This is a genomic window from Nonomuraea sp. NPDC050310 (genome assembly GCF_040655795.1).
Lineage (GTDB): Bacteria > Actinomycetota > Actinomycetes > Streptosporangiales > Streptosporangiaceae > Nonomuraea.
In genome coordinates, this window is record NZ_JBFAKP010000002.1 from 635791 (window position 1) to 657771 (window position 21981).

24 protein-coding genes and 3 tRNA genes are annotated in these 21981 nt (G+C 71.3%); 18 read left to right on the plus strand and 9 right to left on the minus strand.

What is annotated here, in order from left to right; all coding sequences use genetic code 11:
• Positions 1-70: 70 nt before the first annotated feature.
• A complete protein-coding gene (locus AB0I67_RS09225; protein ID WP_357920098.1) occupies positions 71-1453 on the plus strand; it encodes an MFS transporter in 1383 nt (460 codons plus the stop codon).
• Positions 1454-1503: 50 nt separating this feature from the next.
• On the opposite strand, the gene AB0I67_RS09230 is transcribed toward AB0I67_RS09225, so the two are convergent.
• Complete coding sequence (locus AB0I67_RS09230) at positions 1504-1992, minus strand: YajQ family cyclic di-GMP-binding protein (RefSeq protein WP_357920100.1); 489 nt, start codon at positions 1990-1992, stop codon at positions 1504-1506.
• Positions 1993-2126: 134 nt separating this feature from the next.
• On the opposite strand from AB0I67_RS09230, the gene AB0I67_RS09235 reads away from it, so the two are divergent.
• Positions 2127-2208 (plus strand) — tRNA-Tyr (locus AB0I67_RS09235).
• 243 nt (positions 2209-2451) lie between these two features.
• On the opposite strand, the gene AB0I67_RS09240 is transcribed toward AB0I67_RS09235, so the two are convergent.
• Positions 2452-2904, minus strand: a complete 453-nt coding sequence (locus AB0I67_RS09240; RefSeq protein WP_357920102.1) for a DUF6228 family protein — start codon at positions 2902-2904, stop codon at positions 2452-2454.
• A gap of 542 nt (positions 2905-3446) precedes the next feature.
• A complete protein-coding gene (locus AB0I67_RS09245; protein WP_357920105.1) occupies positions 3447-3911 on the minus strand; it encodes a nuclear transport factor 2 family protein in 465 nt (154 codons plus the stop codon).
• A 24-nt stretch (positions 3912-3935) separates the two neighbouring features.
• Here AB0I67_RS09245 and AB0I67_RS09250 point away from each other — a divergent pair, with 24 nt between their 5' ends.
• Complete coding sequence (locus tag AB0I67_RS09250; protein WP_357920108.1) at positions 3936-4568, plus strand: GNAT family N-acetyltransferase; 633 nt, start codon at positions 3936-3938, stop codon at positions 4566-4568.
• A 17-nt stretch (positions 4569-4585) separates the two neighbouring features.
• Here AB0I67_RS09250 and AB0I67_RS09255 read toward each other — a convergent pair whose 3' ends face one another.
• The 4 genes from AB0I67_RS09255 to AB0I67_RS09270 are packed head-to-tail and all read right to left on the minus strand — an operon-like array spanning position 4586 to position 6993.
• Entirely contained in the window at positions 4586-4921 is a 336-nt protein-coding gene (locus tag AB0I67_RS09255) for a pyrophosphatase (protein WP_357920111.1), read from the minus strand.
• Positions 4918-5298: a hypothetical protein gene (locus AB0I67_RS09260; protein ID WP_357920114.1), complete on the minus strand. Its 381-nt coding sequence runs from the start codon at positions 5296-5298 to the stop codon at positions 4918-4920. The genes AB0I67_RS09255 and AB0I67_RS09260 overlap by 4 nt, the downstream gene beginning before the upstream one ends.
• 14 nt (positions 5299-5312) lie before the next feature.
• Positions 5313-6053, minus strand: coding sequence for an ABC transporter permease (locus AB0I67_RS09265; protein ID WP_357920117.1), 741 nt, complete (start codon positions 6051-6053; stop codon positions 5313-5315).
• Positions 6040-6993 (minus strand): ATP-binding cassette domain-containing protein, encoded by a 954-nt coding sequence (locus AB0I67_RS09270; protein WP_357920120.1) that lies wholly within the window; start codon positions 6991-6993, stop codon positions 6040-6042. Before AB0I67_RS09270 ends, AB0I67_RS09265 begins: the two co-directional genes overlap by 14 nt.
• A 241-nt stretch (positions 6994-7234) precedes the next feature.
• On the opposite strand from AB0I67_RS09270, the gene AB0I67_RS09275 reads away from it, so the two are divergent.
• Both AB0I67_RS09275 and AB0I67_RS09280 read left to right on the plus strand, forming a co-directional pair.
• Entirely contained in the window at positions 7235-8239 is a 1005-nt protein-coding gene (locus AB0I67_RS09275) for a GH25 family lysozyme (protein WP_357920123.1), read from the plus strand.
• A gap of 69 nt (positions 8240-8308) precedes the next feature.
• Complete coding sequence (locus AB0I67_RS09280; RefSeq protein WP_357920126.1) at positions 8309-11518, plus strand: BTAD domain-containing putative transcriptional regulator; 3210 nt, start codon at positions 8309-8311, stop codon at positions 11516-11518.
• Here AB0I67_RS09280 and AB0I67_RS09285 read toward each other — a convergent pair.
• Positions 11491-12129 (minus strand): hemerythrin domain-containing protein, encoded by a 639-nt coding sequence (locus AB0I67_RS09285; protein WP_357920129.1) that lies wholly within the window; start codon positions 12127-12129, stop codon positions 11491-11493. The two genes, AB0I67_RS09280 and AB0I67_RS09285, sit on opposite strands and share 28 nt — an antisense overlap.
• 111 nt (positions 12130-12240) lie before the next feature.
• Here AB0I67_RS09285 and AB0I67_RS09290 point away from each other — a divergent pair, with 111 nt between their 5' ends.
• The 13 genes from AB0I67_RS09290 (at position 12241) to AB0I67_RS09350 (ending at position 20724) form a co-directional block, all read left to right on the plus strand.
• Positions 12241-12444: a transposase gene (locus tag AB0I67_RS09290; protein ID WP_357920132.1), complete on the plus strand. Its 204-nt coding sequence runs from the start codon at positions 12241-12243 to the stop codon at positions 12442-12444.
• Between the two features lie 34 nt (positions 12445-12478).
• Entirely contained in the window at positions 12479-12883 is a 405-nt protein-coding gene (locus AB0I67_RS09295; protein ID WP_357920135.1) for a hypothetical protein, read from the plus strand.
• Positions 12880-13542, plus strand: coding sequence for a two-component system response regulator CseB (cseB, locus tag AB0I67_RS09300; RefSeq protein ID WP_357920137.1), 663 nt, complete (start codon positions 12880-12882; stop codon positions 13540-13542). The genes AB0I67_RS09295 and cseB overlap by 4 nt, the downstream gene beginning before the upstream one ends.
• A complete protein-coding gene (locus AB0I67_RS09305; protein WP_357920140.1) occupies positions 13542-15080 on the plus strand; it encodes a HAMP domain-containing sensor histidine kinase in 1539 nt (512 codons plus the stop codon). The genes cseB and AB0I67_RS09305 overlap by 1 nt, the downstream gene beginning before the upstream one ends.
• A 50-nt stretch (positions 15081-15130) precedes the next feature.
• Positions 15131-15206: transfer RNA gene (locus tag AB0I67_RS09310), tRNA-Thr, on the plus strand.
• 373 nt (positions 15207-15579) lie between these two features.
• Positions 15580-15653, plus strand: a tRNA-Met gene (locus AB0I67_RS09315).
• Positions 15654-15724: 71 nt separating this feature from the next.
• Positions 15725-15889 carry a 50S ribosomal protein L33 gene (rpmG, locus tag AB0I67_RS09320; RefSeq protein ID WP_101786011.1) on the plus strand — a complete coding sequence of 55 codons (165 nt, stop codon included), beginning with the start codon at positions 15725-15727 and terminating at the stop codon, positions 15887-15889.
• A gap of 265 nt (positions 15890-16154) precedes the next feature.
• The gene (locus tag AB0I67_RS09325; protein WP_357920143.1) at positions 16155-16367 is read left to right on the plus strand and encodes a CsbD family protein; all 213 of its coding nucleotides are present in this window, start codon (positions 16155-16157) and stop codon (positions 16365-16367) included.
• 270 nt (positions 16368-16637) lie between these two features.
• Positions 16638-17087 (plus strand): MaoC family dehydratase N-terminal domain-containing protein, encoded by a 450-nt coding sequence (locus AB0I67_RS09330; protein ID WP_357920145.1) that lies wholly within the window; start codon positions 16638-16640, stop codon positions 17085-17087.
• Complete coding sequence (locus AB0I67_RS09335) at positions 17087-17515, plus strand: MaoC family dehydratase (RefSeq protein WP_357920147.1); 429 nt, start codon at positions 17087-17089, stop codon at positions 17513-17515. The genes AB0I67_RS09330 and AB0I67_RS09335 overlap by 1 nt, the downstream gene beginning before the upstream one ends.
• 131 nt (positions 17516-17646) lie before the next feature.
• Positions 17647-18897 (plus strand): hypothetical protein, encoded by a 1251-nt coding sequence (locus AB0I67_RS09340; RefSeq protein WP_357920150.1) that lies wholly within the window; start codon positions 17647-17649, stop codon positions 18895-18897.
• 45 nt (positions 18898-18942) lie between these two features.
• Complete coding sequence (locus AB0I67_RS09345) at positions 18943-19959, plus strand: UDP-N-acetylmuramate dehydrogenase (RefSeq protein ID WP_357920154.1); 1017 nt, start codon at positions 18943-18945, stop codon at positions 19957-19959.
• Positions 19960-20157: 198 nt separating this feature from the next.
• A complete protein-coding gene (locus tag AB0I67_RS09350; RefSeq protein ID WP_357920157.1) occupies positions 20158-20724 on the plus strand; it encodes a TMEM165/GDT1 family protein in 567 nt (188 codons plus the stop codon).
• A 5-nt stretch (positions 20725-20729) separates the two neighbouring features.
• Here AB0I67_RS09350 and AB0I67_RS09355 read toward each other — a convergent pair whose 3' ends face one another.
• The gene (locus tag AB0I67_RS09355; RefSeq protein ID WP_357920160.1) at positions 20730-21980 is read right to left on the minus strand and encodes a hypothetical protein; all 1251 of its coding nucleotides are present in this window, start codon (positions 21978-21980) and stop codon (positions 20730-20732) included.
• Position 21981 lies beyond the last annotated feature (1 nt).

A 21981-nucleotide genomic window follows, 5' to 3' on the forward strand; every position in this document is an offset into this window, starting at 1 on the left:
GTGTTCAATTCTTGCCTACTCACTTTCCGGACCTGGTTGTCGCGCCTGCCTCTGAACCAGGCTCGCGCTCATGAGACTGTTCCTGCTCGGGCTCGGCGCCCTGATCACCGCCATCGACTTCACCATCGTCTACGTCGCCCTGCCGCAGATCGCGCGCGATGTCGGCTTCTCCGCGACCGGCCTGCAGTGGGTTGTCACCGCCTATGCCGTCCCCTTCGGCGGGCTGCTCCTGCTCGGCGGCCGTCTTGCCGACCTGGTGGGCCGTCGCCGGATGTTCGTCGCGGGCATGATCCTGTACGGCGTGGCGTCGACGTTGGGCGGCTTGAGCGGTTCGCCGGGGTGGTTGATCCTTGCGCGTGTCCTCCAGGGCGTCGGCGGGGCGCTCCTCATGCCCGCCACCCTCTCCCTGGTGGCCACCCTGTTCGACGAGGGGCCCGCCCGGAACCGGGCCATGACCGTCTGGGCCGTCTGCGGCGCCGGCGGCCTCAGCCTCGGCGCGTTGCTGGGCGGGGTGCTCACGGGGTACTTCGGCTGGTCCGCCGTCTTCTTCGTCAACGTCCCGATAGCCGCGGCCGGCGCTCTCCTAGCCCTCACCGTCCTCCCCGCAAGTGCCCCACCCCTCCCTGCCGCCGCGTCGCCTCTCCCCGGGAGTGCCCCGTCCCTCCCCGGCGACCGTCGCTTCGACCTCCCCGGTGCTTTGCTGGGCACCCTGGGCGTCACCGGCCTCATCCTGGCCCTCACCCAGGGCCCTGTCTGGGGCTGGCCCACCTCGGGCCTGCTCGCCGCAGCCTCCCTCGCCGCCCTGGGCGCCTTCCTCCTGATCGAGTCCCGCACCCGCAACCCGCTCATGCCGCTCCGCCTCTGGTCCAACCCTCACACCCGCACCGCGGCTCTGGCCATCCTCGTGTACGGCATGACATTGCAGAGCGTCCCGTACTTCCTGACCCTCTACTTCCAGGACGTCCTCGGCTACGCCGCCCTCCAGTCCGGCCTGGCCTTCCTCGGCCCGACCCTCGGCATCACCGCCGGCAACCTCCTCAGCGAACGCCTCCTCACCAGGCTGGGGCTACGCCGTACCCTCCTGATCTCCCTCGTCACCGGCGTCGCCGGAACCGCCCTCCTAGGCCTCTCCCTCACCCCGGACGGCACCTACCTCACCCTCTTGGCCGGGCTGCTCGGCTTCGGCCTCGGCTCCGGCCTGTCGTTCAACACCCTGTTCATCCTCGCCTCCACCGGCGTCCCCGCCACCGACCAGGGCGCCGCCTCAGGCCTGTCCACCACCGTCCTCCAGGCCGGCAGCGGCACCGGCCTGGCCCTCCTCATCCTCATCTCCGGCACGGACGGCACCCCCGACCTCCGCCTCGCCGTCCTCACCGCCGCCCTCTTGGCTGTGACCGCCCTGATCCTCCCCCTGCGCCGGAAAACACGAGAAGCCGCCGCCCCGAACCTCTGATCGGGACGTACGGCCAAGTGCCCTGGACTCCCCCTCCAGGCGGGGACCAGTCAGCGGTAGTTCGTGAACTGCAGGGCGAGGTCGAGATCCTTGCCCTTGAGCAGGTTGATGATCTCCTGCAGGTCGTCCTTCTTCTTGGAGCTGACCCGGAGCTCGTCCCCCTGGATCTGCGCCTTGACGCCCTTGGGACCCTCGTCCCGGATGATCTTCGAGATCTTCTTGGCGTTCTCCTGGTCGATGCCCTCCTTGAGCGCCACGACCAGGCGGTACTCCTTGCCAGACAGCTTCGGCTCGCCCGCGTCGAGGGTCTTCAGCGACAGGCCGCGCTTGACGACCTTCTCCTTGAACACGTCGAGTGCGGCGTTCGCGCGCTCCTCGCTGTTGGCCTTGATCTCGATGCTCTCCCCGGACCAGTTGATGCTCGCCCCGGTGCCCTTGAAGTCGAAGCGGTGCCCGAGCTCCTTGGCGGCCTGGTTCAGGGCGTTGTCGACCTCCTGCCGGTCGATCTTACTGACCACGTCGAAACTGCTGTCGGCCATCGGTATGGGTGTCCTCTCTTCTTCCCTCTCCGACCTTAGCGCCCTGTGACGCCCGGCCTGCGGGACAAACCGGTGTCACGTGCACGTGGGAAGTCCGCTATGCTTCTACCTGTCGCCGCGAGAGCGGATGGCACGGCAGGTTGCCCGAGTGGCCAATGGGAGCGGACTGTAAATCCGTCGGCTTAGCCTACCCAGGTTCGAACCCTGGACCTGCCACACCTCATGAAAGAGGCCTTGGAGCTGCATCAACGCGCTCCAGGGCCTTTTTCGTCTTGTTCCGGCCTGTACGTTGATCAACGGGTTGCTACGGGTGGCTAGGCGCGATGTGTGCCCAGTTTCCGGGGCGCCTCACCACCAACTCCCGGCCGATGCCAGCGGGCATTGCCTTGCATGAAGGCTTCGGCAAAGCGCACATGTACGCGCAAACGTGTGTCAGGTGTGGCCGAAAGTGCACGGCTTTCAGGGCCGGGCGAGAAATGCCTCGACGTCGGAGGCCAGGGCGGTCAGGTACTGCCCACCCTCGATCCAGGTGGTGATGGAAACCTCCCATGCTGCTCGCTGCGGGAACCAGGGGCGGAGCTTCCAGGTCAGCTCGACGTGACCGCCGGAGTGGAAGTCGGCTTCGAGAGTGAGCTGGTTGGTATGCCAGGTGCGCTTTCCGGGCCATCCGCGGAAGTCGTCGGCGAGTTGTTGCAGGAAGGCGGCGAGGTCACCGGCGCCGTCCCAGATCGAGACGGTCACGTCGGGGATCGCCGCGCGCAGCCCGTCGGCTTTGGCCTCGATGGAGAAGACGGTCTCGTCGCCATCGAGGAATTGCCTGTTGCTGAGCTGGACGAGGAGATCGGGGTCTTCCGAGCAGCGGATCAGCACGTCGGGTGGCCTGGCTTGGCCGTCGTGATCTTTGTCGTCCACGGGAGCAGGATAGTCAGGGACGATCGTCGCGGCGGGCGTTGCCGGGAGGCAGGGGCTCCACGTTGACCCGGTCAGCGAGATGGATCATGACGCTTTCGGGGGTCATCCCGAACGGGGCGGCGAGGACTTTGGGTCGCGGGTGTTGGCGGGATCGACCAGGCAGCCGCTGCGGCTGACCGCGTGCCAGGCTTTGGCCGCGAGGGACCAGGGGTGCAAGGCGTCGACGACGCCCGGCCGGGCACAGCAAGATCACCGACCACCCGGTCGATGTCCTTCGGGGTCACCTCCCGCGGCGGCTGGCCCAGCGCCCCTGAAGAACTTGAGCGTCTCTGTGCGGCTATCGTTGACCGCCTCGCTTTCGGCGCGGTCGACCACCTGCTCCGCCTTGCGTTCCGGCGCCTCTCTCGCGCGGTCGTAAGGAGCACGGCCAGCCCGGGGGTGTCCGCACCTGCGAGGTCGCGAAGCGATTTACCTGGGCTGAGAGTCGGGCGGCCCCTGGTTGGGCTGCTCTGGCTCGCCGATGCATGAATGGGACAGCCCAGTCAGGGTTTTGCGTCGAGGGTGCGGGTGATGGCGTTGACCCGTTCGATTCGGCCGTCGCGGGCGTATTCGGCGAACAGGTGGACCACTACTTTGATCACCTTGTCCTTGCGGGTGAGGGCGGTCATGGTGAAGCGGGCGGCGGCTCTGTGGCCGTCGGTCAGGGTTTCGTGGATCTGGATGTCGAGGTGCTTGGTGGTTTTACGGGCTGGGGTGGTGTGGTCGATGAGGCGTTGGCGGTCGAGGGTGATGCCGTCGTTGCGGTACTGGAAGGTGGGGGTGTAGTAGCGGTCGATGATCGAGGCGGGGTCGTCTTCGCTGAAGGCCAGTTCGTACGGCAGGCGGGTGAGGTAGGCATGGAAGTCGGGGGTTTCCATGGCTTCGATGGTGGCGGGGTTGGGCGGCGGGTGCGTCGTCCTGGGGGAGACGGTGGCGTACTGCCGGTGGAGTACGCCTCCGGGGGCCACACAGGGGAGGGGTACGGTCTGAAGGTGGGTGGGCTGGAGGAAGTGCTGGACGGGGTGGCTGCGGGGCGGATGCCGGAGCCGGGGGCGGGGCCGACGATCCTTGCGCAGCCGTCGGAGCGGGATGCGGGGGTGATGGCGTTCACCGCGCATTCGGTGGTGTTCGTGGATGTGGATCGGGAGTGGATCCGGGCTCAGGTGGATGTGGCGGATCTGTCGGCTGCGTTGAATCCGCCGTTCCTGCGGGAGCTGGAGGTTCGGACGGGGCGGCGGGTGAACAACGTCGATCTGCTGGCGCTGGGTCAGCCGTTGGTGGGGGAGCCGGCGGTGGAGTTGGCCGAGGTGATGGACCGGGGGCATCCGCGGGTACGGCGGGCGTTGCGGCATCGGGACGACGTGCGGGTGTGGACGTGTCCGGGTGGGGTGCTGGCGGTGGGGCGCGGGGTGGCGGGGCGGTGGGAGGTTGCCGTCGAGGTGGCGGAGGAGAGCCGGGGGCGTGGGGTGGGGCGGGCGTTGGCTGAGGCGGCGCGGTATTTGACCCCGGGGCCGGTGTGGGCGCAGATCGCTCCCGGGAACGCGGCCAGTGTGCGGGCGTTTCTGGCGGCGGGGTATGTGCCGGTGGGGGCGGAGGCCTTGTTGGTGCCGCCGCATTTGGCCTGACGCACGTCGAAGCCGGTCTAGGGCTGGGAAGGCTCCCGGGCCGGGTGGTGGGGCATCCACTTGTGGTTGATCTCGGCCTGGAGGTCGACGTCGTGGTGGCGGGCGAGCAGCAGCAACTGGCACAACACGTCCGCCAGCTCGGACCGGAAGGCCTGGTCGAGTTCGGCCGGGGTGTGGCCCTTGTCGCGGGCCTGGCCGGTGCGCATGAGGTAGGCCTGGGTGAGCTCGCCGAGTTCCTCGTGCACCTTGAGCAGGAACCGCGAGGAGTCCCGGTGGATGCCGTGGCGCTGGGCGTAGTGGCTGGAGATGGCTTCGAGGTCGTCGGTGAGACGGGCCAGGTAGGAGCCGCTCATCGGGCGAGGTCCTCGAAGAGGGTGTCGACCAGGCGGCGGGAGGACTCGGCGATCTCGTCGACGTAGGAGTCGAGCACGGATAAGGCGTCGTCGAGGTTGTGCAGGGTGCGCGGCGGGAGGGACAGGAGTTCGGAGTCCTCGACGGCGGCGGTGCCGGAGACGGTGAAGGAGTCGCCGGTGAAGCCGAGCGTGACGGCGAAGTGCACCTCGCGGCCGTCGGGGAGGGTGAAGACGGTCCCGGCGACGGCGCCACCGGCGGGGAGCAGGTAGGAGAAGGCCTGGTGCCGCACGTAGGGATGGTGCAGTTCGGTGAAGACCGCCACGGTTTGCCCCAGGGCGGCGAGCACCGCGCCCGCCGCCTGGCTGTCGCTGTCCACATCCCGAGGGTAGATCAGCGCCCTGACAAGCCTCTACGCATTGCCCGGTTTCCAAGGACAAGTCCGATAATCGCGAACACGGTCGCGCCGGCTGCGCCGTACAGGATGGAGAGGTTCTGGAAGGAGCCGGCGAACAGGGCGCGCTCGGCGGAGACGATGTGGGCGAGCGGGTTGGCGGCGCCGACGGCGCGGAGCCAGGCGGGTCCGGAGTCGAGGGGCAGGAGCACGCCGGACAGCAGCAGCATCGGGAAGATCAGGAGCTGGCTCACGACGTAGAAGAGCGTGCCGCTCGGCGCGGACTTGATGGCCAGCACGAAGGAGAGCGAGCTCAGCCCGAGCCCCAGCACGACCAGGAGCGCCAGGCCGGCCAGGATGCCGAGCGGGTGCAGCTCGAAGCCCAGCGGTACGGCCAGCACCACGATCAGCACGGCCTGCGCGAGCAGGACCGAAGACTCCTTGAGCGCCCGGCCGGCCAGCAGCGCGGTGCGGTTGAGCGGCGTGACGGTGAGGCGTTCCATCGAGCCGGACATCAGCTCGACCAGCAGGTGGTAGCCGGATCCGAGCGGCCCCATCAGGCACATCATCACGAGGATGCCCGGCACGAACCACTGCCAGTCGCCCCCGCCGGGCAGCAGCGAGCCGAAGATGAACAGGAAGAAGAGCGGCTGGCCCATCTCGAAGAGGAGCGAGACCGGTTCGCGCAGGGACGGGGTGATCTCCCGGGTGAAGACGGTCGCGGTGTCACGCAGGATCATCGAGGGCCCTTCCGGTGAGGGTGAGGAAGACGTCGTCGAGGGTCGGCCGGGCGGTCTCGGCGCTGGTGACCTTGGCGCCGGCGGCGTCGAGGGCGCGCAGGTAGTCGGGCAGGGCCCGGTCGGCGTGCGCGACGCGGACCTGCACGAGGTGGTCGTCGGCGACGGGTTCGGCGGAGATCACCTCGGCGCCCATGCGGTCGGCGACGGTCCGCGCGGCTACGGCGTCGTCGACGGTGATGGTGATGCGGTCGCCGGCGAGCTCGCCCTTGAGCTTGGCCGCCGTGCCGTCGGCGATGATCCGCCCGCCGTCGATGATGATCACCCGTTCGGCCATGGTGTCCGCCTCGGCCAGGTAGTGCGTGGTGAAGAAGAGCGTGGTGCCGAAGTCGGCGCGCAGCCGCAGGATGTGCTGCCAGACCTCGGCGCGGCCGGTGGGGTCGAGGCCGGTGGTGGGTTCGTCGAGGAAGAGCAGGCCGGGCCGGTGGATAAGGCCGAGCGCGATGTCGAGGCGGCGGCGCTGGCCGCCGGACAGGGTGCCGGGCTTGCGGGTGGCGAAGGGCACCAGGTCGAGCAGGTCCATGACCTCCTGGGCGCGGCGGCGGGCGTCGGCGCGGCGCAAGCCGTACGCGAGCCCCTGGGTGACCAGCTCGTCGCCGGCGCGGAAGTTCTCGCCGGCGCTGCTGCCCTGGCCGACGTAGCCGATGCGGGCGCGGACGGCGGCCGGGTCGGTGGCGACGTCGTGACCGGCGACCACGGCGCTGCCGGACGTGGGTGGGAGCAGGGTGGTGAGCATGCGCAGCGTCGTGGATTTCCCGGCGCCGTTGGGGCCGAGGAAGGCCACCAGCGAGCCGGCCTCGATGTCGAGGTCGATGCCGCGCACGGCGTGGACGGTCTGTTTCTTGATGGTGAAGTCGCGGGCCAGGCGACGGGTGTGGATCAACGTGGCTCCTTCCGGGCATGCCGAAGAAACCCCTGTTCGGGGCGGGTTCGGCGATGAATTCATTCTTGGTGGCTGCCATTTGTTTTGGCAAACGCGAATGTCGCGTTCATATTCGCCTCTGACCTGCGCGAATACGTAAGGGAAAAGGCGCTGAGATGGCCTTTCAAAAAAACCGGAACTTGCGCTGTTTGCGGCGTTCCGTCAGGATCTTCCCCGCAACCCGTGAGGAAGGACGCGCCTGATGAGACGTTTGGTGCTGGTGGCGGCTGGTGTGGCGCTCGGGATCCCGCTGTTCGCGGGCAGCGCCCAGGCTCTGAACGGCGTGCCCGGCGTCGACGTGAGCAACTGGACCGGCGAGGTCGACTGGCCGTCCGTGGCCGCCGGAGGCGGCAAGTTCGCCTTCGTCCAGGCCACCGAGGGCAGCGACTGGACGAGCCCGCACTTCCAGGCCCAGTACGGCGGAGCCGCCGCGGCCGGCCTCATCCGCGGCGCCTACCACTTCGCCATGCCGCACACCTCGGACGGCGGCCAGCAGGCCGAGCATTTCGTGGCGAACGGCGGCAAGTGGACGAACGACGGGCAGACCCTGCCGGGCGTGCTGGACGTGGAGGACAACCCGTACCAGGACAAGAACGGCAAGAACAGCTGCTACGGCCTCTCCGCCAAGGAGATGGTCGCTTGGATCAAGGACTTCACCACCACCTACCGCCGCAAGACCGGCCGGCACGCGATCATCTACACCACGACGAGCTGGTGGCGCACCTGCACGGGCGACTCGACCAAGTTCAAGGCCAACCCGCTGTGGCTGGCGCGCTGGGGCGGCGAGCCGGGTGAGCTGCCGGCGAGCTGGAGCGCCCACACCTTCTGGCAGTCGGCGGACAAGGGGCCGCTGGTCGGCGGCCAGAACAGCTTCAACGGCAGCGAGGAGCAGCTCAAGGAGCTGGTCAGCCCGCCGGCCGAGATCACGCTGGGCGGCGGGATCAAGGGGCGGACCAGTTACACGCTGACCGTGTCCAACACCGGACCACACGCGATGACCAACATCCGGGTCAGCGGCCGGGCCTTCGGCGGGACGGTGCGGACGGCTCCGGGGTGCAAGTTCAGCGGAACCGCCGTCAAGTGCGTGATCCCGCAGCTCAAGCCGGGGCAGCGGGCGCGGATCCAGGTCGTGCTCAAGGCCAAGGCTCGGGGTGCGGTCGGGATCAAGTTCACCGTGGGCGAGGCGGAGTACACCCTCAAGGCCTGAGCCCCGGCGCAGCGCCCCGCAAAGGGGTGATAAATCGCGGTTGATCAGGACATACTTGGTCCGATCATCATGCTGCGCATCCACGTCCTCGGACCGCTCCAAGTCACCCTAGACGGCCGCCGGATCGACCTCGGCACCTCCCGCCAGCGGGCGGTGCTCGCCCGCCTGGTCGCGGCCGGCGGCGAGGTCGTGTCCACCGACCGTTTCATCGACGACCTGTGGCAGGGCCAGCCGCCGCCCAAGGCGCTGGCCGCGCTGCAGGTCTACATCTCCAACCTGCGCCGCGCCACCGAGCCCGGGCGGGCTCCGCGCACTCCGGCCACGGTGATCGTCAGCACGCCGCCGGGGTACCGCCTCAGCCTGCCGGTCGAGGCGGTCGACGCCTGGCGGGCGCGTCCGCTGATCGAGCAGGCCGCCGCCGTCCTGGAGCAGGGGCGGGCCGAGCAGGCGCTGGTTCTCCTCGACGAGCTGCGCGGGTTGTGGCGGGGGGCCGCCTTCGGCGAGTTCCCGGACGACTGGGCCGCACCCGAGGCGGTGCGGCTGGCCGAGCTGCGGCTGCTGGCCTTGGAATACCGGGCGGAGGCCGAGCTGCTCCTGGGCCGGCCCGCCCAGGTCGTGCCCGAGTTGCGGAGCCACGTCAACGCCTATCCGTTGCGGGAGAACGGGGTGCGGTTGCTGGCCCTGGCGCACTACCGCTCCGGCAGCCAGGCCGAGGCGCTGGCGGTGTTGCGCGAGGCGCGGCGGACGCTGGCCGACGAGCTCGGCGTCGACCCCGGGCCTGCCCTCCAGGCGCTCGAACGGGACATCCTCCACCAGGATCCCGGCCTGCAGTCGCCCCCGCTGGTCAGGCCGGAATCGGAGCCGCCCGCGCCGGTGCCGCCTGCCGTACCGAGGCTGGAGCTGGTGGGGCGCGCTCGGGAGCTGGCCGTGCTGCGGGAGGCCCGCGCGGGCGTCGTATGGCTGGCGGGCGAGCCGGGAGCGGGCAAGAGCACGCTCGCCGAGGCGTTCGCGGCGGAGGCGGCCGCGGCCGGGCGGCGGGTCGCGGTGGGCCGCTGCCCCGAGACGGACGGCGGAGCACCGCCCGCGTGGGCGTGGAGCGAGGTCGTCCGCACCCTGGACCACAACGCACCGCCCGAAGCCGCTCCGGGCGCCCGCTTGGCGCCGCTGCTGCGCGACGGTGAGCCGATCGCCAGCCAGTTCCAGCTCGCCCGCGCCCTCGCCGAGCACCTGGCCGCCCGCACCCCGCTGGTGATCGTCCTGGAGGACGTGCACCGGGCCGACAGCGAGACCCTGTACCTGCTGCGCGCGGTCGCCACCGCCGCGCAGGACCTGCTGATCGTCGCCACCCACCGCCCCTCGGAGGCCACCGACGAGCTGCGCGCCACGCTGGCCGCCCTCGCTTCGGCCAGCCGGCACGTCGAGCTCACCAAGCTGGCCGGCCCCGACGTCGGCCGGCTCCTGGCCAGCGTCTCCGGGCTCACCCTCGACGAGCCCACCGTGCGCACCGTCGCCGAGCGCACCGACGGCAACCCGCTGTACGTCTGCGAGATCGCCCGCCTGCTGGCCACCGACGGCCCGCAGGCGGCCCACGCCCTCCCGCCCGGCGTCCGCGACCTGATCCGGCGGCGCATCTCGCGGCTGCCCGCCACCGCGCAGACCGTGTTGCGCAACGCCGCCACCGTCGGCCGCGAGGCGGAGGTGGACGTGCTGGTCCACATGCACGAGGGCGACGAGGACACCGTGCTCGACGGCCTGGAGGCGGCGGTGCTGACCGGCCTGCTCACCGAGCCCGGCCCGGGCCGGGTGCGTTTCGCGCACGTGCTGGTCAGGGAGACGCTCTACGAAGGTACGGCCCGCATCCGGCGCACCCGGGTGCACGGCCGCGTCCTGGCGGCGCTGGAGGCGGTTCGGCCCGACGACCTGCCGGCTCTGGCGCACCACGCGCTGCAGGCCGCTTCCCCGGACGCGGTGCGCTACGCCGCGGCGGCAGCCGTACAAGCCTCTGGCCTGCACGCCCACCGCGAGGCCGCGGAACTGCGGCGGGCCGCACTGGACCTCGCGACCGACGACCGGACCCGGCTGGAGCTGATGTGCGGCCTGGTCTCCTCGCTCGGGCACGCCGGCGACGGCCTGGGCGCGCTGGCGGTACGGCGGGGCGCGATCGAGCTCGGCAGCCGCATCGGCGACCGCGTCCGCGCGCTGACCTGCTACGACGCCCCGGTGAGCTGGTCGCTGCAGGAGAACCGGGCGCTGGACGTGCCGTTCGTGGCCGCGGTCGAGGCCGAACTGGCGATCACCGCCGACGCCGAGACGCGCTGCCGGCTGCTGGCCGCGCTGGTCTTCGCGGTGGAGGGGCACGACGAGGAGCGGACCGGCGAGGCCTCGCTGGAGGCGGTACGGCTGGCCCGCGAGCTCGACCGGCCCGACCTGCTCTGCCTCGCGCTCAACGCCAGGTACTTCGCCGTCCTGCACCCCGCGGGCCGCGACGAGCTGGCCGCGATCGGCGCGGAGCTGCTGGAGCTGGGCGAGCGGCACCGGCTGGTCGGCTACCTGATGCAGGGCCACCACACGCTCATGCTGGTGGCGCTCGGCCGCAACGACCTGGCCGCCGCGGCCTACCACGCCGGGCAGGGCGTCGCGATGGCCAGCAGCGGCCAGCTCGGCATGGCCCTGGTCGTGCTGGGCTTCTTCACCGCGGCGCGGCACCTGGTCGCGGGCGAGTTCGACGAGGCCGAGCGGCTGTACACCGAGCTGGCGGAGACGCTCGGCGACGGCGGCGGCATCAACGCGGCGGCCATGGGCGTCACCTGCCGGGCGGTCGTCCGGCTCACCCGCGGCGACCTGCACCGCTCCCGTGAGGAGCTGGCGGCCTTCACGGCCCTGCTGCCGCCCGAGACCGGGCTGAACGAGATCTACGCGCTCGTCCTGCTGCGCGACGGCGAGCCCGAGCGGGCCAGGCAGGTGTGGCGGCCGGACGTGGTCTTCGCCCTGGACTACTACTGGCTGGTCATGACCGGCTTGCGGGCGGTGACCGCGATGACCTTCGGCGACCGCGAGGTGGCCGAACGGTGTTACGAGGAGCTGCTGCCCTGGTCCGGGGAGATGGCCGGGCTGCACAGCGGCTCGGTCACCCTCGGCCCGGTGGCCTTCCTGCTCGGCGAGCTGGCCGAGTCGCTCGGCCGCGACGGCCGGGCGCACTTCGAGCAGGCCCTGGCGGTGGCCCGGACCCTGGGCTCGGCCTACTGGAGCGATCAGGCGCTCTCGAAGATCAACCGCTGACGCCGCTCGTGCCCCCGGCGGACCAGCGCGAGCAGGAGCGAGAGCACCGGCCCGGCCGCCTTCCGGAGTGCGGCCAGCTCTTCCGGCAACGCGTACTGGCCGATGCGCGGCAGGTCGAAGCGCAGGTCGGCGCCCTTGCGGACGGCGGCCTCGACCTTCGCCCACTCCTCGCCGGACACGTACGCCTCGATCACCGGGAAGATCGTCTTCTCCTCCTCCGCGATGTGCTCGTCCAGCAGGTCCGCGAGGCGGGCCAGGGCGACCGCCAGCGGCGTCAGGGCGGCCCGGTCGGCGCCGATCTGGGCCGCCGCAGCGGTGATCTCGTCGAGCAGCGGATCGAGCTCCCGGTGGTCGTCGGTGAGGTCGCTCAGATCCACCTCGGCTGACGCGCAGCGGACGAGCACCGGCCAGAGCACCTCGTCCTCCATCGTGTGATGGTGGTGGATGCCCGCGCAGAGCCGGGACACGAAACCAGCCAGCGCGGCCAGCCGGGCGGCGGACGCCCGCTGCCTGCCCTCGGCGAGCTCGGCCGTGACCGTGGCCAGGCGCCTGACGTCGCCGCGCATGGCCCGGTGAGTGATGCGGAATCCGACTAGATCTGGCTTTTTCATGCTCCCAGCCTGCGGAGTGCTGCTTAGGTGGCACTTGGGACCCACTTGGTATGACGTGTAACGCGTGAGCCGTACGGAAAATGAGAGACCCGGGCGCTACTGTGAGCCGCTATGGACAGGCGGTGGGTGGGGCCGGACGGCTTCGAGGTGGCTCCGGCCATCCGGGCCGGGCGGCAGGTGCTCAGGGTGCGGAGGCACGGCTGGCTGATCGCCGACTGCCTCTCCGTCGAGCAGGTGGCTCGATTCGTCGACCTCGCCGACCTGTGCGAGGTGGTCCCGCTGCCCACGCGCAGCCGCTTTCAAGCCGTCGGATAACCACGCGGCGGCTTTCCTCACCTAACGTGACGGCATGAAGCTCCACGTCGTCGCGGCTCTGCTGCTGCTGTCCGCCTGCGCCCCCGGGGTGCGGGTCGAGGGCGAGGCGCCCGTGGCGCCGCGGGGACCCGTCTACGTGCTCGCCTACATGGGCGACGCCCTGCAGCGGCCCACCAGCCTCGCCCTGACCGAGTTCAGCGGCATGACCGGCGTGCGCTGGACCTCCTGGGGCGACGAGCGCGCCACCGGCACCGGCACCCTGCACGGCACCTGGTGCCGCACCGAGGCCGAATGCGCGCGGGGCCTGCCCGCCACGCTCGTGCTCAGCGGCCTGCGCCGGCTCGAACGCACCGGCTACTACAGCCGCTTCACCGTCACCACCACCCCGCCGCCCGGCGAGGACCTCACCGACGGCCGCCTGGAGGTGCCGCCCCGATGACCACCCACGTGCTGCTGGTCGAGGACGACGCGGTCATCCGCGAGGCCACTCAGCTCGCGCTGGAGCGGTACGGCATGCGCGTCCGCACCGCCGACGACGGGCTCGCCGGCCTCGACCTCTTCCGCGCCCAGCCTACCGACGTCGCCGTGCTCGACGTGATGCTCCCGCACCTCGACGGCGTCAGCCTCGCCCGGCGCATCCGCGAGGCCGGGCACGTGCCGATCATCATGATCTCGGCGCGGACCGACTCCATCGACGTGATCAACGCCCTCGAAGCCGGCGCCGACGACTACGTCACCAAGCCCTTCGACCTGGCCGTCCTGCATGCGCGCATCCGTGCCGTGCTCCGCCGCCAGGCGCCCGTCGCCGAGCCGTCGGTGGTCGCCTTCGGCGACCTCACCGTCGACACGCTCTCCATGGAGGTACGGCTCGGCGGCGCGCTGGTGGCTTTGACGCCGACCGAGCTCAAGCTGCTGCTGGAGTTCGCCGCCCAGCCCGGTGTCGTGCTCTCGCGGGACACGCTGCTGGCGCACGTCTGGGACTACACCTGGGAGGGCGACACCCGCGTCGTCGACGTGCACGTCCAGCGGTTGCGGGCCAAGATCGGCAACGAGCGGATCGAGACCGTGCGCGGTTTCGGGTACAAGCTGAGGCGTTGATGGGGCTCCGCGGACGTATCGCCCTGGCCTTGGCGGGCACCGCCGTCCTCGTCGCCGCGGCCATCGGGGTGCTCGTGCACGTCCACACCTCCGGCAGCCGGCTCGACGCGGCCCGGACGGAGCTCGACCGGCACCTGGTCACCCTGCTCGAACGGCAGCTCGAAGGCCAGGACGCCGGGCTGCACATCGGCGACCCCGCCCTGCCCCTACCCCTCGCCGCGGTGCTCGCCGCCCGGCCCGTCCGTGCCACCTACCTGGAGGGGGACCGGCTGTGGGCGGCGGCCCGGGTGGGGGAGTCCGTCTACTCGCTCAGCCGCTCCTACCGGCCCGAGCTGGCCTCCCAGGCGGCCCTCGACCGTGCCCTGGTGGGCTCGGGCCTGCTTGCCACGGTGGCCGCCTCCCTGCTCGGCGTCGCCGTCGCCAACGGCCTGAGCCGCCGCCTCCGCACCGTCGCCCGCACCGCCGCCGCCATCACCGCCGGCGACCTGAGCGCCCGCGTCACGCCCCGGCTGGTGGGGGAGACGGCCGCCAAGGAGAGGGCGCCCGGGCAGGCCCAGCGGACGGCTGCCAGTCGGGGCGAGGCGGCGGACGCCCGGTGGACCGAGGCGCGCACAGCGGGGCGGCCCGAGGTGGTCGCGGCTGGGCGAGGTGACGGGTCGGCGGGGCAGGATGAGGTGGCGGCTCTGGGCCGGGCGCTCGACGGGATGGCCGACGCGCTGCAGGCCCGGCTGGAGGCCGAGCGCCGGGTGACCGCCGACATCGCGCACGAACTGCGCACCCCGGTGGCCGGGCTGGTCGCCGCGGCCGAACTGCTCCCACCGGGGCGACCCACCGAGCTGGTGCGCGACCGGGCCGCGGTGCTGCGGCGGCTGGTCGAGGACGTCCTGGAGGTCGCCCGCCTCGACTCCGCCACCGAACGCCCCTCCCTGGAACCCCGCCTGTCCGCCACCCTGGCCCGCCGCGCCCTCACCTCCCTCCACCTGGGAGAGGGCGAGCCCGGCTCCCCACGGGAGACGGCTGAGGCCACCGATACGGAGCCGAGCGTGCTCCCGGAGGCAGCCGGAGCCGCGGAACGGCCGGAGGTGGGCAGGGGTGCCCAGGCCGGGGTGCGGTTGCGGGACGGTGCGAAGCCGGGGGTGCGGCTGGGGGGTGGGCCGGAGTCTCGGGTGAAGTTGGAGGTGGTGAGGGACGCCGAGGTGGTGACCGATCCCAGGCGGGTCGAACGCATCCTGGCCAACCTCGTAACCAACGCCCTCCACCACGGCGCGCCCCCGGTGACCGTCACCGTGGACGGCCCGGTGATCTCGGTCGCCGACCACGGCCCAGGCTTCCAGCCCGCCCTCCTGGACCGCCTCCGCGAGCACGGCCCGCAGCGGTTCGAGAGCGGCGCGACAGCCCGGGGAACGGGTGTCGGCCTGGGCCTGACGATCGCCGCCGGCCAGGCCCGCCTCCTCGGCGCCACGCTCGAGTTCGCCAACACCGGCGAGGGCGCGATCGTCGTCCTCCGGTTGCCGGGTTCGAGTTCGCATCATCGCTGAGGGCCGTGTATGGTTACACCTGTCCGCAGCGCAGACAGCAAAACGGACAGGCCCCTATAGCTCAGTCGGCAGAGCGTCTCCATGGTAAGGAGAAGGTCAACGGTTCGATTCCGTTTGGGGGCTCCACGCCTGACACGGCACGACGCCCGGTCCGAAGTATTCGGAGCCGGGCGTTTCTCGTTGTCCCCCAAGGATCGGCTGAGGCTGCCCACGCCCGGCCCTGAGGCGGGCCGGGCGTCCCCCACATCGGGCGTTCCCTGCGGCAGGCGTCCCGCAGCGGGTGGATGATGCCCCTTCGACGGTAACTCCAGCCATTGCGGATGGCCAGAACGTCCCGTTTGACGTGTCCCTCACGATCGTTGTCACCGGCCGCGGCGGCGATTTCAGGTTGGGGAGGTTCGTGAGGCATACTGGAAGTACCCCATCCGATCAGGTGAAGTACGAAGGTGCTCCCAAGGTCGGGTATCCTCGTCGGGCCGGGTATGTTGTGCTCGGCAAAGGCGGAGTAGCTCAGTCAGGCAGAGCAAACGGCTCATAATCGTTGTGTCGCCGGTTCAAGTCCGGCCTCCGCTACTACCCACTCCCGAGCTTCACGGCTCGGGCATGGGTGTGTCCCAGTCCCGAACGTAGAAAGGCACTCCCACGTGGCTGCCACCGACGTTAGGCCGAAGATCACGCTGGCCTGCCAGGAGTGCAAGCACCGCAACTACATCACGCGGAAGAACCGGCGCAATGACCCGGATCGGCTTGAGCTGAAGAAGTACTGCCCCAACTGCCGCACCCACCGCGCTCACCGCGAGACGCGATAGGCCGGTGCCGCAAGGCATCCCCCGGGCAGGCTTGAGCCGCGCGATGTCGCGGCACTCCTGACTCAACCGGCGTTCTCTGGGGAGAGCGCCGGTTTGCTGTGTTACCCCCGACACCCTGTCTGGCCTCGCCAGGCGGGGTTTTCGGCTTTCCCCGCGCGTGGTGGGCGTGGGGGTTCGTGGGGATGATCGTGGAGGTCAGCGGGGTTTGTCTCCCGTTCCTGGGGACAGGAGAAGGTCCAGGGCGACAAGACCTAGGGGAGTCGATATGGGCCTGGACGACAAGGTGGACAACAAGGCCGAGGAGCTCGGCGGCAAGGTCAAGGAAGGTGTCGGTCGGGCGACCGGCGACCGGAGCCTTGAGGCCGAGGGGCATGCTGACCAGAGCAAGAGCAAGGTCAAGCAGGCCGGCGAGAAGATCAAGGACGCGGCCAAGAACGTGAAGGACGCGATCACGCCTGACAACAAGGACCGTCGCTAGGCGCACGCGCCACCACACGGTCATACGGCCAACGCGGCCACGCGGTCGCCTGGTCAACGCGGCCACTCGGCCACTCGGCCACACTGAGAGGGCGGCATCCGGAGAGGGTGTCGCCCTCTCGCTGTCCCGGACCAGGAGAAGGACCGGGACTCCAAGGTCAACCGCCGCGCTCCCCGGTGGGTGCCAAGATCCCGACGAGGCGGGCGACAACCGAACGTTATTCTGTTAACGTCGCCCCATCAGCTCTGGACGCACGCACAAGGGGCAAGCATGGCCTTGAATCGTGACTTCGTCGGCCGCGAGTTCCCGCCCTCGGCGCCCTACGAGGTCAGCAGGGTGAAGATCCGCGAGTTCGCCGCCGCGATCGGTGACGACAACCCGATCTACCGCGACCGGGAGGCGGCCCAGGCGGCCGGGCATCCCGATGTGGTCGCACCTCCCACCTTCCCCATCGTGTTCAGCCTCTCCGGCGGCGGCGAAGCGCTCGCCAGCCCCGACCTGGGCCTCAACTACGCGATGGTGGTGCACGGGGAGCAGCGGTTCGAGTACACCCGCCCGATCCACCCGGGCGACCTGCTGGTCACCACCGCGAAGATCACCGACATTCGCAGCGCCGGACGCAACGAGCTGCTGACCATCCGCAGCGAGATCACTACGGTCGACGGCGAGCACGTGTGCACGACCTACAACACCATCGTCGAGCGGGGCGGAGCGGGCTGATGGCGGCGACGATCAAGTACGACGAGGTCGAGGTCGGGCAGGAGATCCCGGCGGCGGAGTACAAGGCGCGGCGGGTGAACCTGGTCATGTACGCCGGGGCGTCCGGCGACCTGAACCCGATCCACTGGAACGAGCGGTTCGCCAAGCAGGTCGGGCTTCCGGATGTGATCGCGCACGGGATGTACACGATGGCCCAGGCCGGGCGGTTCGTCACCGACTGGGCGGGTGATCCGGCGGCGGTGGTGGACTACGGTGTGCGCTTCTCGGCGATGGTGGTGGTCCCGGATGACGACGAGGGCGCGACGATCTCGGTCAGCGGGGTGGTCGAGGAGAAGCTGGAGGGCAACCGGGTGGTCGTGGGGCTGACCGCCAAGTCCGGCGACGCCAAGGTGCTGTCCCGGGCCCGGGCGGTGGTCCAACTCGCCTGACCCCGAGCCCACCTCCGGCGGCCGGGCGAGCCCGACCAGGGCTCACCTCCCGGGCAAGGCGAACCCGGCCCCGGGCTGACCTCCGGGGACTGGGCAGATTGTGGGGATTCGCTGGGGGTATGCGGGGGGACATGAGCGAAGCCCCTCGACATGTCAGCGAGCTCGCCGAGCGGCGGGCCAAGGCCAGAGCGGAGCGCGACTACGCCTCGGCGGACGCGCTCCGTGCCGAGATCGAGTCGGCCGGATGGGTCGTCCACGACACCGCGGACGGGTTCGCGCTGAGCGAGCGGCCCGCCTACGAGGTGTGGCCGAGCGTGCGGTCGATCCCGGTCTCGGCCATGACCGAGGACGAGCCCGCGGGCCACCTGCCTCCGCCTGCCGTACGGACCACCGGCACGGGCCGGGACACCGAGGGCGGCTCGTCCCGCACGGCCACCGGGTCCCGTCCCGACGTCGGCGCGGGCGCCGCCACTCCCGAGCACGACGGCGACCCCGCCCTCCGAGGTCGCTCGGACGGGGCGACAGCACGGCAAGGGGCCGAGGAGCGGCCGGCCGAGGACCTCGGGTTCGCCGGCGGGCCGCCGGCCAAGGTGCCGGACGACGACCTGCTGCACGCCCAGCGCCTGTGGGACGGCTCGATCGCGGCGAACCGCCTGGACGACGCCGGTGTCGCGATGACGCGGCGCCGGACCGAGGTGGCCGAGGTGACGGTGTCGGTCGGGCTGGTCGTGGACGGCTGGCCGGACGACCTCCGCACCTGCGTCGAATCGATCATCGAGCACACCACCGCCCGCGTCCTCCTGCTCGACCTGGGCAATGTGGACGGAGCCGGCGACGCGGCCCAGGAACTGGCCGAGCGCCACCCCGGCCGCATCACCGTCTGGCACGTCGCCGAGCAGCCGCACTGGCGAGGCGGGACCGCGGAATGGGGCGCTTGCCGTACCAAACTGTTGTATCTGGATGAAGCCGACGTGCACGTCCTGATGGAGACCTCCACCGTGTTCACCGGCGACGCGATCACGCCGCTGGTGGACGCGTTGAAGTCCGGTGCGGTGGCGGCGGGCTGGAAGGGCGTGGAGCCGTCCGCGGACGGGCACGACTGGCACGAGGCGGGGCCCGGCCCGGTGCGCGCGTTGCTGGGCTACCTGATGGCGGTACGGCGGAGCGCGGCGCTGACCGCCTTCCCGGACGGCGCCCGCTACTACCGCAACGCCGATCTGGAGTTCTCCCTGGCGCTGCCCGGCGAGCTGGTGGTGCCGGACGAACTGCTCCCGGTGGTCCAGGGCACGCACCGGGCCTACCACGAGGTCGATCCCGGCTACCGCGACCGGGAGTCGCGCCGGACCTACGACCGGGTCCTGCGCCTGTTGCGCACCACCTAGCGCTCGGCAGTACAGCTCATCAATCCGGCACCGTAGGCTGGGCGCATGATTCTGGCGCCCTACACGACCCTCGGCCTGGGCGGCCCCGCCCGCGACTTCGTCGAGGCCCGGACGGCCGAGGAACTGGTCTCGCTCGTCGCCGAGGCGGACGGCACCAAGACGCCGCTGCTGATCCTGGGCGGCGGCAGCAACCTGGTGGTCGCCGACGAGGGATTCGACGGCCGGGTGGTCCGGGTGGCGAGTCGCGGGGTGGGCGTCGAGCGCGACGGTGACCAGGTGCTGGTCACCGTCGAGGCGGGCGAGGAGTGGGACCCGCTGGTGGCGCGGGCGGTCGCCGAGGGCTGGTCGGGCATCGAGTGCCTGTCCGGCATCCCCGGCCTGGTGGGCTCCACGCCGATCCAGAACGTCGGAGCCTACGGGCAGGCGGTGGCCGAGACGATCAGGTCGGTCCGCGTCTACGACCGGCGCACCTGTCAGGTGCTCGACCTGGGCGCGCGGCAGTGCGGGTTCGCCTACCGCGACAGCGTGTTCAAGCAGGATCTCGGCCGGCACGTCGTGCTCGCGGTGACCTACGCGCTCGACCTCGCCGACCGGTCGGGGCCGGTGGCCTACGAGGAGCTCGCGCGCCGGCTGGAGGTGCCGCTGGGCGAGCGGGTGCCGCTCGCCGCCGCCCGCGAGGCCGTCCTCGGGCTGCGCCGGGGCAAGGGCATGGTGCTCGACGCCGGCGACCCCGACACCCGCAGCGCCGGCTCCTTCTTCATGAACCCGATCCTCCCGGCCGGTGAGCTGGAGCCGCGCGCCCCTGGGCACCCGCGCTGGGAGCTGCCCGGCGGCCTGGAGAAGGTGCCCGCCGCGTGGCTGATCGAGCAGGCCGGGTTCGCCAAGGGCTACAGCCGCGGCCCGGTCCGCATCTCCACCAAGCACACCCTCGCCCTCACCAACCCCGGCGGCGGCAGCACCGCCGATCTGCTCGCCCTCGCCCGCGAGGTGCGCGACGGGGTGGCGGAGAAGTTCGGGATCACGCTGGTCAACGAGCCGGTCATGGTGGGGTGCGCGCTATGATGGGGCCTAATACCGAAGGGGAGTAGTCCTCAACAGTGCGATCGACACACTGGCCTCACGGCCCGGTCGCACGGCCTTCACGGGCGGACGAGACCTTCGGCCTGGTAATGACGACGTCAGTCGCTGCCGGGCCGAAGTCATGCCCGAAACTCCCCGGGTGCCTGCTTCCGGCTCGGCCGCGCGGAAGAGGACCCATTGTTGGAAGCGTTCTGGATCAGCCTGGTGGTCATCTTCGTCGCCGAACTCGGCGACAAGAGCCAGCTCATGGCGCTGACCTTCGCCACCCGCTTCAAGGCCTGGCCGGTGATCATCGGCATCACCATCGCCACCACCGCGGTCCACCTGGCCAGCGTCGCGCTCGGCGGCCTGCTCGGGAACGCGTTGCCCACCAAGGCGATCAACATCGCGGCGGCCGTCGCGTTCTTCGGCTTCGCGCTGTGGACGTTGCGCGGCGACGAGCTGACCGACGAGGAAGCCCAGAAGGCCGGCAAGACCACGCGTAACGCGATCATCGCCGTGACGGTCGCGTTCTTCCTCAGCGAGCTGGGGGACAAGACGATGCTGGCGACGATCACGCTGGCGACGCAGCACGACTGGGTCGGCACGTGGATCGGCTCGACGGTCGGCATGGTCGCCGCCGACGCCCTGGCCATCCTGGTCGGCCGGCTGCTGGGCAAGCACCTGCCGGAGAAGGTCATCCGGTACGGCGCCGCCGCCGGGTTCGTGCTGTTCGGCGGGGTGATGCTCTACCAGGCCCTCGCGTAAAGGGTCTAGGAGCCGGTGAGTCGCCAGGTGGCGGCGTGGCTGGTCCCCTCGGTCACGATCGCCCCCAGCGCGTAGACCTCGTCCCCCGCCCTGACCAGGTCCATCACCTGCGCGATGGGACGGCCCGCCTTCCCGACCGGCAGTGGCTGGCCGGTCCACCGGCCGTCGGCGAAGTGCCACATCTTGCCGTCGGTCGCCACCCACACCCCGCCGCGCCCGTCCTCGACGGCGTCCTGGAACGTGTCGGAGAACCCCTCCCGGTGGAAGGGTCCCCACGTGCAGGTCCACCGGCCGCCGGCCTCGCGCAGCGCGACCAGCCGGCCGGCCGCGGTGTCCTCGGCGTCCACGGAGTCGTGGGTGCCGAAGGCGGCGGACCCGAAGACCCAGGTCTCGTCCGGGCCGGGCACGGCCACAGCCTGGGGGTAGAAGGCGCCGCCCTGGTTGTCGTGGATGGCGCCACGCTTGTCGATCTTCAGCTCGAACCACACCTGCTGCGGCACGCCGTCCCGGATCCGCACCGCCCGCGAGCCCTGGTACGGCAGCGCCCACACCTCGCCGCCCGAGGCGGCCAGCCGGTACGGCGTGCGCAGCGGCTGCTCGGTGCCGACCTCGGGCCCCTGGTCCTCGGGGAGGCGCAGGTGCGTCCAGCGGGCGCCGTCCCAGTGCACGGCGGCGTCGGCGTAGGACACCCAGCCGCCGTCGCCGCCGGACAGCGAGGGCTGGTTGTCGACCTTCGGCGCGGCGATGGACAGCGCGCGCCAGCCGCCGCCGTCGTGCACCGCGACCTGCCAGGCGTCGGCCGCCGGCGTGGCCACCCACACCTGGCCGCCGGGCGTGGCGGTGAGCTGGTGCACCGTGGTCATGCCCGGCGGCAGCCCCGCGTCGGTCCAGTCGCCGCCGGTCAACCGGACGGGGGTGCCCTGCTGCCAGTCCTTGTCGTGCACGGCCCACAGCTCGCCGCCCGGTCCCGGGGTGCCGCCGCGCAGGGCGCCGGGCCTTTCCGGCAGGTCGAGCAGCTTCCAGGTCGCGGCGGTGGTGGTGACGCGGAACTGGTCGGCGGGCCTGGGCGGCTCGGGGCAGTCGGCGTTGGTGACGCGCACCGGCGGCGTGCTGGGGGCGGCGAGCGTCGCGGCGGCGGCGGCGGTGGGGCTTGCCGTACTGCTCGGGGACGGTTTCGGCGGCGCGGCCGGTTGCTGGGCGCAGGCGGCGCAGGCCAGCGCCAGGGACAGGACCGTGGCCACGCTCGCTCGCCGCATG